Below are 16,523 nucleotides of genomic sequence, written 5' to 3' on the forward strand. Positions count from 1 at the left end.
ATGCTGTTGAGTGCTCCTTAGAAAGGAGGTGATCCAGCCGCACCTTCCGGTACGGCTACCTTGTTACGACTTAGTCCTAATCACCAGTCCCACCTTCGACAGCTCCCTCCCAAAAAGGGTTAGGCCACCGGCTTCGGGTGTTACCGACTTTCATGACTTGACGGGCGGTGTGTACAAGGCCCGGGAACGTATTCACCGCAGCGTTGCTGATCTGCGATTACTAGCGACTCCGACTTCATGGGGTCGAGTTGCAGACCCCAATCCGAACTGAGACCGGCTTTTTGGGATTCGCTCCACCTCGCGGTATCGCAGCCCATTGTACCGGCCATTGTAGCATGCGTGAAGCCCAAGACATAAGGGGCATGATGATTTGACGTCATCCCCACCTTCCTCCGTGTTGACCACGGCAGTATCCCATGAGTTCCCACCATCACGTGCTGGCAACATAGGACGAGGGTTGCGCTCGTTGCCGGACTTAACCGAACATCTCACGACACGAGCTGACGACAACCATGCACCACCTGTATAGAAGTGTCCAAAGAGTCCTGTATCTCTACAGTGTTCTTCTACATGTCAAGCCTTGGTAAGGTTCTTCGCGTTGCATCGAATTAATCCGCATGCTCCGCCGCTTGTGCGGGCCCCCGTCAATTCCTTTGAGTTTTAGCCTTGCGGCCGTACTCCCCAGGCGGGGAACTTAATGCGTTAGCTACGACACAGAACCCGTGGAACAGGCCCTACATCTAGTTCCCAACGTTTACGGCATGGACTACCAGGGTATCTAATCCTGTTCGCTCCCCATGCTTTCGCTCCTCAGCGTCAGTAGCGGCCCAGAGATCTGCCTTCGCCATCGGTGTTCCTCCTGATATCTGCGCATTCCACCGCTACACCAGGAATTCCAATCTCCCCTACCGCACTCTAGCCTGCCCGTACCCACTGCAAGCCCGAGGTTGAGCCTCGGGTTTTCACAGCAGACGCGACAAGCCGCCTACGAGCTCTTTACGCCCAATAATTCCGGACAACGCTTGCACCCTACGTATTACCGCGGCTGCTGGCACGTAGTTAGCCGGTGCTTTTTCTGCAGGTACCGTCACTTTCGCTTCTTCCCTACTAAAAGAGGTTTACAACCCGAAGGCATTCATCCCTCACGCGGCGTTGCTGCATCAGGCTTGCGCCCATTGTGCAATATTCCCCACTGCTGCCTCCCGTAGGAGTCTGGGCCGTGTCTCAGTCCCAGTGTGGCCGGTCACCCTCTCAGGCCGGCTACCCGTCGTCGCCATGGTGAGCCATTACCTCACCATCTAGCTGATAGGCCGCGAGTCCATCCACCACCGATAAATCTTTCCCACAACAGGCCATGCGGCCATTGTGCATATCCAGTATTAGACACCGTTTCCAGTGCTTATCCCAGAGTGATGGGCAGGTTACTCACGTGTTACTCACCCGTTCGCCACTCATCCACCCCAGCAAGCTGGGGCTTCAGCGTTCGACTTGCATGTGTTAAGCACGCCGCCAGCGTTCGTCCTGAGCCAGGATCAAACTCTCCGTAAAAAACGATTGCAAACACGCTCACCGGAATAAGGCGAAGACGTGCTGCGAGTTCAACCTGACAAAAACAAACATCAATACTGACGTTCATATAATTTGTCCAAAAGGAATCGCCATCAACCAAACCAAACAGCTTGGCGACGGGATATAAAATTTGGCATTTGACAATTTTCAAGTGCACACTATTGAGTTCTCAAGGACCAGACACCCCCCGTACCAGCCGAAGCCTCCCGAAGAGTTACTGCCATCCACACCACCAAAAACCGTGGTGTTTACCGCAAGCTAATTCAGCCGGCCCGCTCTGCGGCCCGGCTTCGTTGCGGCGACAAGAGATAACATTACGCAGATCTGCCCCCGAGGGCAAACCGGGCATAGATCACCGGCGTGTCGCGACAATTGCCCGCATGTTTCCCCCAGATGGCGGTTTGGTGTCTACGCCCTCGTCCAGACCCCCAACTCGTTGCCGGCAACATCGCGAAAGTGCGCACGCCTGCCGCCGGGAAACTCATAAGGCCCATTCGTTACTGCACCGCCGGCCGCAATGATCGCGGCGAGCGTTGCGTCAAGGTCGTCGGAGTAGATCAACACGAGGGGGCCACCTGGCCCGGGGGTGGTCCCGGCGTCTAGCCCGCCAATCTCCCCCGTGCCGCCTTCGCCCTGGATCCCTGCGTAGCTTGGGCCGTAGTCGTTGAAGCCCCACCCGAACACGCCTTCATAGAACTGCTTCGTTGCGGCAAGATCTGGGGCGCCCAGTTCGATGTAGTCGATAGCGTGGTGGCGTTGTTGCATGTCGCGATCCTATTCTCGGCCAACGATCTCCCACAAGGGGTCCCGGCCTATTTGCGACTCAGCACCCCGGGCGCGAGCCCGCATGCCAACTCAGCCACTCGCGCCACAAACGTGAGGTACGCGGGCTCCGCCACCTCTTCGGCGGCGTTGACGTAAGCACCGACACCGTCGAATGCAATCAAGATCTGAGCCGCGGCTTCGTCTGCATCAACTCCGGCGAAGCTGCCATCTTCCAACCCTTCGGCAACAAGGGCGCGCATGTGGCTCCGGTAGAAGCTTTCTTGGCTCGCGATGGCAGCTTCCAGGGCTGGCACGAAGCGGCACAGGTTGCGTGCGTTGAGCCATAACCGGGCCAGTGGCCCGGCTTCTTCTGAAACCGCGTACGCCGAGAAAGCTGCCAACCGGTCGATTACGCTTGCCGTCTCAGCGACAGCAACAGCAAACATGCGCTTCCGCTCTTGCTGGGCCGCCAGTTCGAACGCCGCAATCACCAATGACTCAACGGCCGGAAAATAGTGACCGATCAACCCCGGCCGCACACCCAATGAATCTGCGACCGCCCTCACGGTCACTCGTTCGAGCCCGGCGTCCAGCGCAATGGCGGCTGCATGCTCAACAACCTCACGCTTGCGCTCTGCCGCGGGCTTGCGCACCTGCTTCTTGGCCGAAGTTGACACCACGCAACCCATCCTATTGAATAAGTGACCAAATAGGTGTTGTACACGTGTCCAATTGTTTTGCTCGGCAAAGGAGCCACCATGTCCGAAACGGTCCTTCCACCACACACGACAGCAGAGGCAGCGCGCCACCCAGAGACTCGCGGCATCGACCTCATCTCACCGAGTGAGCGGCGCGGTAGCCCACGCGATCTCCTGGCTGTGTGGGCGGCGCCCAACATCAGCGTGCTGAGCCTCACCGTCGGGGCTTCCCTGGTGCTCGTCCTGGGGCTCGAGATTTGGCAGGCGATTTTACTCATAGCCGTCTCAAGCGTGCTCTGGGCATTTCCTGGCATCCTCGCCACGAGCGGCCCGGCCGTCGGCACCTCCGGCTCTGTGATTACTCGCGCAATCTATGGCATCAACGGGAACCGTGTCATTGTGGCGCTGCTGGGCTGGCTCATTTCGGGCGTCTTCCTCGCACTCAACTGGGTCGCTTCAACGTTCATGGGAGGCGAGCTCGTCACACGCCTGGGCATCGGCGCCGGTGGCTTCTATACAGCCGCCGGCGTAGCGATCGTCATTGCCGCCATCACCGTACTCGTAGCCGTCTACGGCCATGCACTTATCTTGCGCGCCTACACGTTCGTCACGATCACGCTGCTGATCGTATTCACCGTAGCGATTGCATTTCTCAGCCCTTTCATGGACTTATCGTTCGCGCAGCCCGAACCGTTGCACGGCCTGGAGCTATGGTCGTCGCTTTCAATCGGCTTCGCGATTCTCGCTTCGACACCGCTGTCCTATAACAACAGCGCCGACCTTGCCCGCTACCTTCCCCGGTCTGCCTCGCCCACTCACATCGCACTCGCCACGGCACTCGGCGGGGCTGTTACCGGGTTTCTTGCTACCGCGGCAGGCACTCTGCTCGCGACCGCTGTGGGCGCACAGGCCCTCGAGTTCGGCATTGAGTACGCGCTTCTTGACCTGCTGCCCGGCTGGTTTGGTCCCATCTTTGTTGGCGCGATCATTCTGAACACGATCGCGCTCAACGGCATGACGACCTACACCGCGAGCATGGCGCTGCAGGCGGTCGGCGTGCCGATCCGGCGCATCCCATCGGCGGTTCTGATCGGCGCGCTTGGCACCGCATTCACGATCTACCTTGCTGCGTCGACGAGCCTCATCGACGCGGTCAACCTGATGCTGCAGTTTCTGCTGATCGTGTCGGTGCCCTCGATCACGATCTACGCGGTCGACGTACTGCTGCGCCGCAATCAATATGATGCGTTCGACCTCTTCGATGAGAGCCGCACGTCACGGTACTGGTACCGCGCCGGCTTTAGCGTCGCGGGTCTTGCGTCGTTTGCGCTCGGTGCGCTCGCGACCGCGCTCTTTCTCTCCACCGACGTGTGGACCGGCCCGCTCGCCGTCGCCCTCGGGTACATCGACCTCTCGGTGCCCGTCGGCGTCACGGTGAGCGCGCTCGTCTACGCGCTCCTCGCCCGCCCTGGCCGTTTCACGTGGCCCCTCACGAATCAGGATTCATGACCGACGCAGATCTCCTCATCTCAGCCGGAGGCGTGCTCAATTTCGCCTCAGATCAGGCCCCCGGGCCCGGCAGAGCGACCCACGTCGCCATATCTGGGCGCCGGATCATCGCCACCGGCGGCCCCGAACTTGCGGCCTTAAACCCCGCGGCCCGCAGGCTCGACTTTGGCCCGCGGGCCGCGATCCTGCCTGGCTTGGTCGACACCCACACGCACCCGGTGTGGGGTTCTGAGAGCCGCGGTGGCGGCGTCGATCTCACCGGTGTTACGAGCCTCGAGCAGCTGCGGCGCCGGATCGCGCCCGCCGCGGCCGGGGGCGCATGGGTGAGCGGCTTCGCGCTCGACCCTGCCGTGTTTGGGCCAGAACCTTGCGGCCGCGTGCTCGAAACCTGGTTTGCGGGTGTGCCGATCGTGCTCATGACGAGCGACGCGCACGCCGTGGTAGCAAGCCCCGCGGCCATCGAGGCGGCGGGAATCACGGGCGACGAAACCTTTGCCGACGCATCTCGGGTCGTCTGCGATGCGTCGGGGCCGACAGGCTGGCTGGTTGAGCTGCAGGCGATGGATCTGGTCTTCTCGGCGCTGCCGGCAGCGCCGCTCGAAATGCAGGCCGAGTACCTGCTCGACGCGCTCACCCAGTTCGCCTGCGCCGGGCTCACCGAAGTGCACGCCCTCGACTTTCATGACCCATCAAACGAGCTCTACGAGCTCCTCGAAACACAGGGAGAGCTGCCCGTACGGGTGCGGTGCTTCCCGCTCGTTCCCGCAGATTCTGGGCCCGATGTGTGGGCCGAGATCGCCGCGCTTGCAGCATGCGGCGGCAGGCGCTGGCACGTTGCAGGGGTCAAGTTAATGCTCGATGGCACAGCCGACAACGGCACGGCCTGGTTTGAGCACCCCGACTGCCACGGTGAGAACCGTGAGGCGCTGTGGCGTGACCCCGAGGCGTATCGCGCGGCCGTAGCCTTTTTTACGGCGGCCGGGCTGCCGACCGTGACGCACGCGATCGGTGACCGGGCCGTCGAGTATGTGCTCGACGTGATCGAGAGCACCGGGCACACCGCGGCCGCGCCGCACCGCATCGAACACATCGAGTCGATTCCTGACCGGCTGGTCTCGCGGTTCGCGTCGCTCGGGGTCGTCGCTGGGTTGCAGCCCACGCACGCAACCCGGTTCACGCGGGCCACGGGCGACGACCCGTGGTCGCAGCGGCTCGGCGCCGAGCGCGCCGCGCAGGGCTGGCGCGTGCGCGACCTGCTCGATGCGGGCACGACCGTGACCCTCAGCTCTGACTGGCCGATCGGCGAGGCGGACCCGCGTATCTCGCTCGCTGAGGCGCAGCTGCGACGACCGCTTGCTGACGCAGATCAAGAGCCGGTACAGCCCACGCAGCGCATCGGCGCGCGTGAGGCGTACCGCGCGATGACGGTCGCGGCGGCTGAGGCGAGCGGGGAACCCAGCGAGCGGGGCGTTGTCGCGGCGGGGTACGCGGCAGACCTCACGGTGCTCAGTGCCGACCCGACGATGCTTGCGCCCGAGGCGCAGGCGGGTGTGCGTGTGCTCGCCACCGTGGTCGATGGCGAGCCGCTCCTCGTTACACGCTGAGCGTGCGCCACTCCTTGCTGCCCGCGTCGAGCGGCGTGCCGTCGAGCACCCGCAGGGAGCGGGCGGCGGGGTCGGTGAGCACCGTGCAGAGGGTGGCCCAGCGCTCGCCCAGCGGCTGAGTCATGTCGGGCACACAGGTGAGCGGCGGCTCCCCCGCGCCGCTTTCGAGCAGCGCGACCAGCTGCTCGTCCCCCGCGGGCAGCCCGGTCGCGAGCCGGCGCTGTACGAGCGCGAGCCGCTGCGATGAGTCGGGCTCGTAGACGGGCTTCTGCCGTTCGAGCGGCAGCGGCGCCTGAAAGTGGTTGGTGCGCACGACCGCGCCCGCCTGCTGCTCAATCTCGAAGACCCCCACCGGGGTGATCTCGAGCGACACCGCGCGCCCCGCGTCGATGAGGGTAAACGCTGACGACGAGGTGATGGGGGCCGCACGCACGAGCGCGATCGCTTCGGCGACTGTCGCGCACTCGGCGAGCACGACGTTCGCAAGCACGTGCATCGGCACCCCGCCGGGGCGGTCTTGTTCGTGGCCGAGAATGTTGAAGTGCAGTGCGAGCCCTCGCTCGTTGACCCCGATCTTGCCGATGATGCCCTGCTCGGTGACGCCCGCGAATCGGTAGCCCGGGCCCGCGACCTCTTGTGTGTGCCAGAACGGGTCGAGTTCGACGTGCCAGTCCCACGTTTGCACCCCGCGCTGGCGGCCGTTCACGAGCGCTGCGATCGTCGAGCACTCGTTGCTGGGCTTCGCCGAGGCGGCGAGCACCTCGGTGCGGGCATTGAGCGCGGTGACCTGCTCGAGGGTGACTTCGGCCGCGGAGGCGATCGCCTCAAACTCGGTCACGATTTCTGGGCGCCACGCGCGCAGTGTGTCAAGCGTCACTGCTGCGGCCTGTCGTTCGGTGGCCTCGTCGACTCCGGCGGCGCGAAACAGCTCGGCGTACTCCTCATAGGCGGCGGCGAGGGTGTCGCGCAGCTGCGCCCCGCGACTCGCGCCGAGCTCGGCGCACGTCGCACCGGTGATGACGAGGTGTTGGCGTGAAGGTTGCTGGGGCTCGTGGGACATGCGAGGAAATCTCCGTTGATCGGTGCGGATGCTTGGTGGCGCTCGTTGCGCCGTGCGTTCGAGCCTAGGTTTCTAAATCGATTTAAACAACTAGGCTTGAACCCATGCGGGCGCAGGGAAAACGAACCACCATCAAAGACGTGGCGCGGGCGGCCGGGGTCTCGCCCGCGACGGTCTCGCTGGCCCTCAACGGCAAGACCACGGTCAACAAGCACACCGCTGAGCGCGTGCGACGCATCGCCCGCGAGCAGGGCTACCGCGCGCACGCGATTGCCCGAGGCTTGCGCACCTCAAGCTTTGGCATTCTCGGGCTGATCATTCGACCGCTGCACACCCTCGAGAATCCCATGCCCCAGGGCGTCGACTTCTTCATGCGCCTCGCGGGAGCGGCGGCGCTCACCGCGCTCGACCGCGGCTACACGCTCATGCTGGTCGGCGACCCGACCCAGCCCGACAGCCCCAATAGTGCACTCGCGGCAGACGCGTTCATCGTGCTCATGCCGCACGAGAACGACCCGATTCTCACCACTCTCGATGCCGCACAGATTCCGTTCGTGACCGTGGGCGCCGACCCGGCGCGGCCCGACGCCTTCGCCGCGATCGACACCCGCATCGACGAGGAAATGCGGGTGATGCTCGACCACTTCTGGGCGCAGGGGGCGCGTCGCCCAGCGCTTGTCGTGGGCACCGAGCCCAACGGGTGGCGTGCCGAGTCGCTGCGACACTATGCGCAGTGGTGCCGTGAGCGAGGCATCGTGGCCCGCGCAGCATCACACCCCGAAGCGCTCGGCGAGGCCGCGGGTGAGGCGATCGCCGGGGAACTATTCGGCTCGAAGAGCGATGCTGGCAGCGCCTTTGCTGACACCTCTGCCGGCGCCCCTGACGGTGATGCCGAGCTCGTGCCCGACGCGGTGTACTGCCTCACCGGGCGTCACGCCGACGGGCTACTCACTGCGCTCACGGCGCGCGGTCTCTCGGTGCCCGGCGACGTGCTGGTCGCCGCGGCATCGGGCGCCCCGGCCAACCTGGTGTCGACGCCGGCAGTCACCACCCTCGACCTGCACCCCGACGATCTCGCCCGCACCGCGGTCGACGCCGCGATCGCGGTCGCGAACGGCGAGGCGCCCGCGGCTCCCCTGCGCGGCCCCGCGATCACGCTGACGGCCCGGGCGTCAACCGCGCGCGGCTGACGCCGGGGATCCGGATCACTGCTCGAGCTCGGCGAACTTCGCGGTCATCGTCGGATTGCCGCGGGTGAGCTTCTTGATGGTGAGGTCGTCGGCTTTGTCGTTTGCGAGCCGCAGGTTGTTGGCCGACTTGTGCAGCGCCTGCTTCACCTTCTCGAGGTCCTTGATCGACTCGTCGATGCGCTTCACCGCTTCTTCGAACCCCTCTGAGGCCAGGCGCCAGTTGCGTCCAAACGCATTCTTAAATGTTTCGAGCTTGTCTTCGAAGTCGGTGATGTCGATGTTCTGCGCCTTCACCTGCGCCAGCTCGGTCTTGTACTTGAGGGCGTTCATCGCGGCGTTGCGCAGCAGCGTGATGATCTGCACAAAGAACTGCGGTCGCACGACAAACATCTTGGGGTATCGGTGCGAAACATCGACGATGCCCGTGTTGTAAAGCTCGTTCTCTGGTTCGAGCAGCGACACGAGAATGGCGTACTCGCAGCCCTTCTCGGTGCGGTCTTTGTCGAGCTCTTTGAAGAAGTCTTCGTTTTTCTTCTTGGTGGCGGTCGTGTCGGCCTCGTTCTTCATCTCGAACATGATCGACACGATCTCGGTGCCCGCCGCGTCGAGGTCACGAAAAATGTAGTCGCCCTTGCTGCCGGTGCGGGCGTCGTTGTCTTTCTCGAAGTATGCGAGCGGAAACGCGGTCGCCCGCAGCTTGTTGAACTCGATCTCGCAGTGCTGCTCGAGCGTCTCGCCCACCATCTTGGTCGAGAGCTTCGCTTTCATGTCGCGCAGCCGCTCGATCATGTCGTCACGGTCTTTGATCTGCGTCTCGTACTTGTCCTTCAACGACGTTTCGGCGAGCTCTTTCTCAAGCGCCGCGCGGTCGAGGCTGTTCTTGAGCTCATCGCGCTGCTTCTCGACCTTGCCGACGGCCGCCGCGAGCTCAACCTGTTTTTCGAGCGTGGCCGAGGCGAGCTGCGCCTTGAGTTGCTGCACCTCGGCCGCGCGCTCGGCCGCCGCTTTCTGTTGCTCGGCCGCAAGCTTTGACGCGGCAAGCTCGGCGGCCGTCTGCTGCTCTTGTCGCGCCACCGCTAGATCGCTCTGCAGCGCATCGCGCTCTTTTTCGAGCGCCGCAAGCGCCTCGGTCACCGCGAGCTTTTGGTCGGTCTCACTGGCTTCAAGTTTCGCCTGCAGCGCCTGCGTCTCGGCCTCTTTCTCGGCGACGGCACGCTGCATCTCGCTGCGGGCGTTGGCCGCGGCGAGTTCGAGCGCGCTGCGCTTTTGGGCCTCGGCAATCTCAAGCCGCTCGTGCAGCTGCGCCTCAAACTCGCTGTCGCGCACCTGCTTCACGATGTCTGCGTAGCCGGCCTCGTCGACGGTAAACGTCTGCCCGCAGTGTGGGCACTTGATCTCGTTCATGCCACCACCCTACGGCGAGCCTACGACAGCGCTACCGCGGCCATGCCCAAGACAGTGAAACCCGCCCGCTCACTGCGCGAGACTGCTCGCGAGACTGCTCGAGACATGCCACGCGCCGCGCCGCACCATACGCTCAAGCTCGTGCGCACGCGCCGCAAAATCTTCGCTCGAGGTAGACAGCGACACTGCGCCCACGAGGCCCCCAGAAGGCGAGCGCACGGGGGCCGCGATGCAGGCGAGGTGCGGCATGTACTCGTCGACTTCAACGGCCAACTGTTGCGCACGCACGTCTTCCAGCTGGGCACGCAACTCGGCCGCGTTCGTCACGCTCTGCGGCGCGACCCGCGCCAACCCGTGCTGCTCGAGGTACCCGGTGAGCTCGCGCTCATCGCACCCCGAAAGCATGAGTTTGCCAAACGCGGTGACGTGTGCGGCCTCATTAAACCCCACGTGCAGCTGCCCGATCCGGCGATAGCGTGTCGAATCAGCGACGTAAGCGACCGCGATCTCACCGCCCCGAAACACAGTGAGGTAGGCGGGCGCGCGCGCCGCGTCGCGCAGGCCACTGAGCACCTCGCGCACACCCGGGGTGACGGCGAGCTGCGCGTGCATCGCGCGGCCCAGGTGCTCGACCGCGCGGCCGAGCAGGTAGCGTGCGGCGCGAGTGCGCACGAGGTATCCGCGGCCCGTGAGCGTGCCGAGCAGCCGGTAGGTCGTGGGTGCCGTGAGCCCCAGCTCGCTCGCGAGTTCGCGCGCGGTGAGCCCGTCAGGCGCCTCGGCCACCGCGTCAAGCACCTGCAGCACTCGGTCTGCAGAGCGGATCGGGGCTACTTCATCGAGCGGGCGGGCGGCCATGCCCCATGATAAGCACGCCTGGCCCGCAAAAGGCAACGATCTCGCCCCGCTTTTGCACACAGTGAGAACGCGGCTGGCGAGGCTCCGCCCGTCGCGCGCACAGTGGAGGTAGACACTCCGTCTCTCCCCCAGTCTGGCATCGACGCCCGACACCGAAAGCGAGCACACCATGGCGAACAAGATTCTCATCATCACCGGCGACGCGGCCGAAACCCTCGAGGTGTTCTATCCCTACCACCGGCTGCAGGAGGCTGGCTTCGAGGTGCACATCGGCGCACCCGAAAAGCGCAAACTGCAGTTCGTGGTGCACGATTTTGTGGACGGTTTTGACACGTACACCGAGAAGCCCGGCCACACGTGGGACGCCGACGTGGCACTCGCCGATGTCGACCCGAACGACTACGTGGCGATCGTGGTGCCCGGCGGCCGCGCCCCCGAGTACCTGCGCAACAACGCCGACGCCCAGCGCATCACGCAGCACTTCTTTGCGCAGGACGCCCCGGTCGCCGCGACCTGCCACGGCCCGCTGTTGTTGGCCGCAGCGGGCGTGCTGAACGGCCGCACCACGTCGACCTACCCCGAGCTGGCGATCGATGTGACCGCCGTGGGCGGCACGTTTGAGAACGGCGGCGACGTCGTCGACGGCAACCTGGTGTCGGCGCGGGCCTGGCCCGACAACGGCACCTGGATGCGCGCGTTTCTCGCGCTGCTCGACGAGCGCGGCATCACGGCGTAACTCTGCTGGCGTGGCGCAGCTGCGTGGGCTGCGCTACGCGGCCCGCTCGGCCGCGAGCCTCGGCGCGAGATCCTCCATCTGATTCATCACGAGGTCGATCGCGGCGGGCTGCTGGTCGGGCGGGTAACGGTACTTGACGAGCAGGCGCCGGATCGACGAGCGCAGCTTAGCCCGCACGTTCTCGCGCACGCTCCAGTCGGTGCGCACGTCGCGGCGTACGATCTGCACGAGCTCGCGGGCGATCTGGGCAAGCGCCACATCGCCCTGCAGCTGTTTGGCTGACTCGTTGGCGGCGACCGCGTCGAAGAAGGCGAGCTCGTCGCGCGTGAGCGGAGGGTCAAACAGTTCACCGCGGGCGGCTTCGGCGGTGATCTCTTGGCCGACGCTAAACAGCTCGGCGATGACCTGCGCGGCGGTGAGCTGCTGGTTCGTGTAGCGGTTCATGATCTCGGTGATGCGCCCCGAAAACGTCTGCTGTCGCACGAGGTTGCCGCGCGATACCTCACGGGTTTCTTGGGTGAGCTGCGCCCGCAGCGCCTCGATAGCGAGCTGCGGATTCGACGCCTGCTGCGCGCGGGCGAGCGCGTCGGGGCCGAGGTCGTCGAGTGACAACCCCGGCAGCCCGGCTGCCTCATAAATGTCGATGACCTCATTCGACGCGGTCGACTCGGCGACGAGGCCGCGCAGCACCCGCTGCACCTCCTCGGGCACCGGCTCGTCGAGCGCCTGGCGCGCCGCGGAGTCGTACTTCGCCATCCACACCCGTACCTCTTCATAGAACGAGATCTCGTCGCGCAGCTCGGGCAGTTGTTCGCTGCCCGCCGCAAGCGCCCACGCGCGGGCAAGCTTGCTGCTGAGCTCACGAAACCGCGTCGCCGCCGGCGTCACGCCATCTGCGGCAACGTGTGCCGGATCGCGCAGATAGCCGGTCGCGATGGTCGCGGCGGTGATGAGTGCGCGAGGGGATCCGGAGCGTGCGACGCGCTGCCAATCACAGCCCGCCAGCAGCGCGCGCAGCTCGGTGACGAGTTCGTGCGCGAACGCGATCGCCTCGGCCGTGTCGCGGCCCACGGGCCGGGTCTCTTGGTCGGTGGCGGTGTACTCGGCGAGCGCGGCGCTCAGGTTGTCGACGAGCGGGGCGTACGCGACGAGCAGCCCGTCTTGTTTGCCGCGGAAGGTGCGGTTGACGCGCGCGAGGGTCTGCATGAGTAGCGCGCCCTTGAGCGGGCGGTCGAGGTAGAGCGTGTGCAGCGGCGGCGCGTCGAAGCCGGTGAGCAGCATGTCTTTCACGATGACGAGTTCGAGCTCGTCGTCTGGGTCTTTGAGGCGCGCTTTGACGCGCGTGTTTTCTGAGTCGCGGCGCACGTGCTTCTTGATGAGCGCGGGGTCTGACGGCGTGCCCGAGTAGACGACCTTGATGCGGCCCGCGAGCGGATCGTCATCGTGCCAGTCGGGGCGCAGCGCGATGACCGCGTCGTAGAGTTTGGCGCAGATCTCGCGGGTGCCGCCCACGACGAGCGCCTTGCCGGGCCCCTCGATGAGCGGGCGCATGGCGCGGCTGCGGCGCTCCCAGTGGGTGACGATGTCGTGCGCGAGCTCATCGATGCGCTGCGGGGCGCCGTAGACGGCGTTCATGACCGCGACGGAGGCCTCGATCTTGGCGCGCTCGGTGTCGTCGAGGCCGAGGGTCGCTTCGTCGGCGGCCGCGTCGATCTCTTCGGGCGTGAGTTCGTGCGAGAACCCCACTTTGATGAGCCGGGGCTCGAACGCGACGGGCACGGTGGCGCCGTCATCGACGGCACGGCTCAGGTCGTAGATGTCGATGTAGTCGCCGAAAACGTCACGGGTGTTGCGTTCATCGAACGAGATGGGGGTGCCCGTGAACGCGATGAGGGTCGCGTGTGGCAGCGCACGCTTGAGGTGGTGGGCGTAGCCGTCGAGCGAGTCGTAATGGCTGCGGTGCGCCTCATCGACGATGACGATGACGTTGCGGCGCTCGCTCAAGAGCGGGTGGCCAAGCCCCGCGTCTTTCTCGGCCTTGCTGAGGCCAAACTTTTGCAGCGTCGTGAAGTAGATGCCGCCGGTGACGCGTGAGCTCAGTTCGACGCGCAGTTCTTCGCGACTGGCGACCTGCCGGGGTGTTTCGCCCAGCAGCTGGCTGCGTTTGAACGTCTCAAACAGTTGACCGTCGAGCTCGGTGCGGTCGGTGACCACGACGAGGGTGGGGTTCTTGAGTTTTGGGTGGCGCGAGACGAGGCCCGCGTACAGCTCCATCTCCATCGACTTGCCCGAACCCTGCGTGTGCCACACGACGCCCGCCTTGCCGTCGGAGTCGACGGCGTGCACCGTCGCGGCGACCGCTTTTTCGACGGCAAAGAATTGGTGCGGTTTGGCGATGCGCTTGCTGAGGCCCTGGTCACCCTCGTCGAACGCGGTGAAGTGCCGCGTGAGCTGCAGCATGCGGGCGTGATCGTAGAGACCGTAGACGGCGTCGTCGATGGGCTGCACGTCGACGACGGTGTCAAGTCCTGCGACACGGTCGATGCGCGGCTGCGCGAGTTTGTGGCCGTCGCCGTCGACGTTCCAGGGCGAGAAGTGGTTGAGCGGTGTGAATGGGGTGCCGTAGCGGGCCGAGAGCCCGTCGCTTGCGAGCGTGAACACGCAGAACCGAAATGCGAGTGGAAACTCTTCGAGGTAGGTTTCGAGCTGCGCGTGGGCGTGCGCGACGGTCGCGGTGGAGCCTGCGCTTTTGAGTTCGATGACGCTGAGCGGCATGCCGTTGACGTAGAGCACAACGTCGAAGCGGCGGTGGGCCTCGCCGTGACCGGGGCGGGTTTCGCGCAGCGTCACCTGGTTGACAGCAAGCCAGTCGTTGCGAGCCGGGTCTGGGCTGAGCAGCTGCAGCGTGGGGTTTTGTTCGACACCGTCTGCGTCGAGATAGCTGAGCTGGTAGCCCTTGACGAGCCACTCGTGCACCCGGTGGTTCTCGGTGATCGCGTCTTGCGACGACGGTGTCGCGATCTCGCTCGCGGCCTGCAGCAGGTATTCGGCGGGCACGCCGGGGTTGAGCCTGCGCAGTGCTTCGACGAGCCGCGGCTTGATGAGCAGCTCGCCCCACGACTCGCGCTCGCCGGTGCCCGGCGCAATGTCTGACCCGACCGCGACCCGCCAACCGAGCGGCTCTGCCAGCTGGTCGAGCACCCGGTTCTCCCAGTCGGCCTCGCTCGTGCGCATCATGCGGTGTCGTCCGTTCTACGTTGGTGCGGCAGGTGCTCGTCGGTGATCTTCACACCTTCATTCACCCTAGCGAATGTGACGCCCGGTCCCTCGATACCTGGGCACAAGACCTGCGTTAAGCATGGCGACCGAGAGTGCTACGTCGCCGACATGCGCCGAATCCGCGCCGCATAGTCATCGAGCACGCCCAAGATGCCGCGGTGCTGCCACACTCGCCCTCGTGACTTCCCTGTCGTTTCAACGAGCACTCCCCTTGCAACCATTGCGTCGAGGGCGCGCAGCGCCGCCATCTCTCCCAGCCCAAGAGCCCGAATCAGGTGCTTCGTGTTCACCGCGGGCTGGCTGATCAGCGTCGGCAGGATCCGCCATGCGGCTGCATCGGAGCGAATGCCCGCCAGTTTGGCCTTCGAGTCGTCGAGCTGAGCCGCGAGATCATTCACGAGGTCGCGGCCAGTGACGGCCGCGACCCGACCGGCGCGCGCAAACTCATGAATGATCTGAGCCGCATCTCCCTGGCGAAAACTACCCAGAGCGGCGAAATAACGGTCAATGTCGACAAGCAGTCCTGCTGAGATCGGTACTGCGGTCGATTTCACGAGGCCTTTGTTGCGCAAGATTGACTGGGCAAGAGCTCTTCCTGTGCGACCGTTGCCATCGGGGAACGGGTGGATCGTCTCGAACTGCGCATGAGCCACCGCCACTTGCGCCAACACTGGCAGATCTTGCCGCCGCACAAACCGAATGAGGTCGGCAATGGCAGCGGACACGCGGGTGTGGTGAGGTGCCACAAAGTCTGCGGTCAATGGCCCGGCCTCCCCCGGCCCGATCCACACCTGCTCGGCCCTGAAGCACCCTGCGAGCACGGGATCGAACCCACGCTGGTGCAGCATCAGAGCTTTATGCATGGCGAGAATGGATTCCTCGTTCACGTCGCCAGCTAAACCCAGTGCGGCTTCCATCGCATGCACGTTGCCGATGACTTCCCGCGCGTTCGCCCTATCGCCCTCATCGATCTCAGCGAGCGCAAGCTGCTTCGCCGAGGTCGTCAACTGTTCGATCTGTGAGCTCGAAGCAGCCTCCGTACGCAACAGAATTGCGGACATCGGGCCGAGGGCAGGGTTGTCGCTTGCGAGGGTGCGCTGCGCGTGCAGGTCAAATTCGACCAATTGGCGTGTTGCATCTTCGACATCAGCCAGCGCCTCGGCAGGAAAGGCAGGCACCCATTCCGCGATTGGGGCAGCAACAGAAGCCCGGTAGGTTCCAGTCTGCCGCTCAAGTTCCGCGCGAGTGTAGATTTCGGGCACGCGCGGCTTCCATTCGAACTCCTCAAACGAGACCGCATGAATTGGAATCAGTGCCCTCGCAATATCTGTTGCCACCGCACCATTTTACCAACACTTATTCCGATAAGTGTTGGTAAGGCGATGTGCATCCATCACTTCGCAAGCGCAGTGAATCGCATCTTCACCAGGAACTCGCACAGTGAGCGACACCGCCTCCGACCTAATTTAACCCCGGGACCGCTGAATCAATCGAAATGGCCCGGCCATATTGACTGGTTGCGTGGCTGCTATTGATTATCAAAAGTCGCGGTTTTTGATAATCATCGAGGAGGCCGCTATCAACTCAGTCTTTCTACACGCACGAGAGCAGAAAGCCTGACCTCTGGACTTATAGCAGGCACCTCGGTGCGAGATTCCACAAGCCCCAGCGCCCCCAAAGCCGCCATTCGCGCCGTCACATATATCGTTCCAAAGTCCCGAGCCCGTTCCAGACCCACCTCAAACTCACGCACACCATCGACGGATTGAGCTACGCCATCCCACCCTTCAACGAGTTGCGCGCCAACGTCAACGGTGACCGATCCACGCTCCCCAGCAACATGCAGATGACCGA

At 64.4% G+C, this 16,523-nt stretch carries 11 protein-coding genes and 1 rRNA gene; 4 read left to right on the top strand and 8 right to left on the bottom strand.

Translation table 11 applies throughout. The features are described from left to right. Window positions 1-21 precede the first annotated feature (21 nt). From ACXR2T_RS07260 to ACXR2T_RS07270, 3 genes are all read right to left on the bottom strand, one after another. Window positions 22-1,548 (bottom strand): 16S ribosomal RNA (locus ACXR2T_RS07260). A gap of 429 nt (window positions 1,549-1,977) precedes the next feature. Then, window positions 1,978-2,334, bottom strand: coding sequence for a VOC family protein (locus ACXR2T_RS07265; RefSeq protein WP_458816454.1), 357 nt, complete (start codon window positions 2,332-2,334; stop codon window positions 1,978-1,980). 47 nt (window positions 2,335-2,381) lie between these two features. Next, window positions 2,382-3,014, bottom strand: a complete 633-nt coding sequence (locus ACXR2T_RS07270; RefSeq protein WP_458840135.1) for a TetR family transcriptional regulator — start codon at window positions 3,012-3,014, stop codon at window positions 2,382-2,384. Window positions 3,015-3,092: 78 nt separating this feature from the next. Between ACXR2T_RS07270 and ACXR2T_RS07275 the strand changes: the two genes are divergently transcribed. Both ACXR2T_RS07275 and ACXR2T_RS07280 read left to right on the top strand, forming a co-directional pair. After that, window positions 3,093-4,541, top strand: coding sequence for a purine-cytosine permease family protein (locus tag ACXR2T_RS07275; RefSeq protein WP_458840137.1), 1,449 nt, complete (start codon window positions 3,093-3,095; stop codon window positions 4,539-4,541). Next, entirely contained in the window at window positions 4,538-6,145 is a 1,608-nt protein-coding gene (locus ACXR2T_RS07280) for an amidohydrolase (RefSeq protein ID WP_458840139.1), read from the top strand. The genes ACXR2T_RS07275 and ACXR2T_RS07280 overlap by 4 nt, the downstream gene beginning before the upstream one ends. Here ACXR2T_RS07280 and ACXR2T_RS07285 read toward each other — a convergent pair. Further along, window positions 6,135-7,205 carry a C45 family autoproteolytic acyltransferase/hydrolase gene (locus ACXR2T_RS07285; protein ID WP_458840141.1) on the bottom strand — a complete coding sequence of 357 codons (1,071 nt, stop codon included), beginning with the start codon at window positions 7,203-7,205 and terminating at the stop codon, window positions 6,135-6,137. The genes ACXR2T_RS07280 and ACXR2T_RS07285 overlap by 11 nt on opposite strands. Before the next feature lie 104 nt (window positions 7,206-7,309). On the opposite strand from ACXR2T_RS07285, the gene ACXR2T_RS07290 reads away from it, so the two are divergent. Further along, complete coding sequence (locus tag ACXR2T_RS07290; protein WP_458840143.1) at window positions 7,310-8,395, top strand: LacI family DNA-binding transcriptional regulator; 1,086 nt, start codon at window positions 7,310-7,312, stop codon at window positions 8,393-8,395. Window positions 8,396-8,410: 15 nt separating this feature from the next. On the opposite strand, the gene ACXR2T_RS07295 is transcribed toward ACXR2T_RS07290, so the two are convergent. Continuing rightward, window positions 8,411-9,799 (bottom strand): DUF2130 domain-containing protein, encoded by a 1,389-nt coding sequence (locus ACXR2T_RS07295; protein WP_458816442.1) that lies wholly within the window; start codon window positions 9,797-9,799, stop codon window positions 8,411-8,413. 69 nt (window positions 9,800-9,868) lie between these two features. Continuing rightward, entirely contained in the window at window positions 9,869-10,654 is a 786-nt protein-coding gene (locus ACXR2T_RS07300) for an IclR family transcriptional regulator (protein WP_458840145.1), read from the bottom strand. A 169-nt stretch (window positions 10,655-10,823) separates the two neighbouring features. On the opposite strand from ACXR2T_RS07300, the gene ACXR2T_RS07305 reads away from it, so the two are divergent. Then, a complete protein-coding gene (locus ACXR2T_RS07305) occupies window positions 10,824-11,390 on the top strand; it encodes a DJ-1/PfpI family protein (RefSeq protein ID WP_458816438.1) in 567 nt (188 codons plus the stop codon). Window positions 11,391-11,423: 33 nt separating this feature from the next. On the opposite strand, the gene ACXR2T_RS07310 is transcribed toward ACXR2T_RS07305, so the two are convergent. Further along, window positions 11,424-14,624 carry a type I restriction endonuclease subunit R gene (locus ACXR2T_RS07310; protein ID WP_458840187.1) on the bottom strand — a complete coding sequence of 1,067 codons (3,201 nt, stop codon included), beginning with the start codon at window positions 14,622-14,624 and terminating at the stop codon, window positions 11,424-11,426. A gap of 140 nt (window positions 14,625-14,764) precedes the next feature. Beyond that, complete coding sequence (locus ACXR2T_RS07315) at window positions 14,765-16,006, bottom strand: Fic family protein (RefSeq protein WP_458840146.1); 1,242 nt, start codon at window positions 16,004-16,006, stop codon at window positions 14,765-14,767. Window positions 16,007-16,523: the final 517 nt, after the last annotated feature.

Source organism: Leucobacter faecis, from assembly GCF_054456635.2.

Excerpts from the sequence above, each read along its gene's own strand:
- ACXR2T_RS07305 (WP_458816438.1), top strand. The coding sequence starts at position 10,824 with ATGGCGAACAAGATTCTCATCATCACCGGCGACGCGGCCGAAACCCTC.
- ACXR2T_RS07275 (WP_458840137.1), top strand. The coding sequence starts at position 3,093 with ATGTCCGAAACGGTCCTTCCACCACACACGACAGCAGAGGCAGCGCGC.
- ACXR2T_RS07280 (WP_458840139.1), top strand. The coding sequence starts at position 4,538 with ATGACCGACGCAGATCTCCTCATCTCAGCCGGAGGCGTGCTCAATTTC.
- ACXR2T_RS07295 (WP_458816442.1), bottom strand. The coding sequence starts at position 9,799 with ATGAACGAGATCAAGTGCCCACACTGCGGGCAGACGTTTACCGTCGAC.
- ACXR2T_RS07310 (WP_458840187.1), bottom strand. The coding sequence starts at position 14,624 with ATGCGCACGAGCGAGGCCGACTGGGAGAACCGGGTGCTCGACCAGCTG.
- ACXR2T_RS07265 (WP_458816454.1), bottom strand. The coding sequence starts at position 2,334 with ATGCAACAACGCCACCACGCTATCGACTACATCGAACTGGGCGCCCCA.
- ACXR2T_RS07285 (WP_458840141.1), bottom strand. The coding sequence starts at position 7,205 with ATGTCCCACGAGCCCCAGCAACCTTCACGCCAACACCTCGTCATCACC.
- ACXR2T_RS07300 (WP_458840145.1), bottom strand. The coding sequence starts at position 10,654 with ATGGCCGCCCGCCCGCTCGATGAAGTAGCCCCGATCCGCTCTGCAGAC.
- ACXR2T_RS07290 (WP_458840143.1), top strand. The coding sequence starts at position 7,310 with ATGCGGGCGCAGGGAAAACGAACCACCATCAAAGACGTGGCGCGGGCG.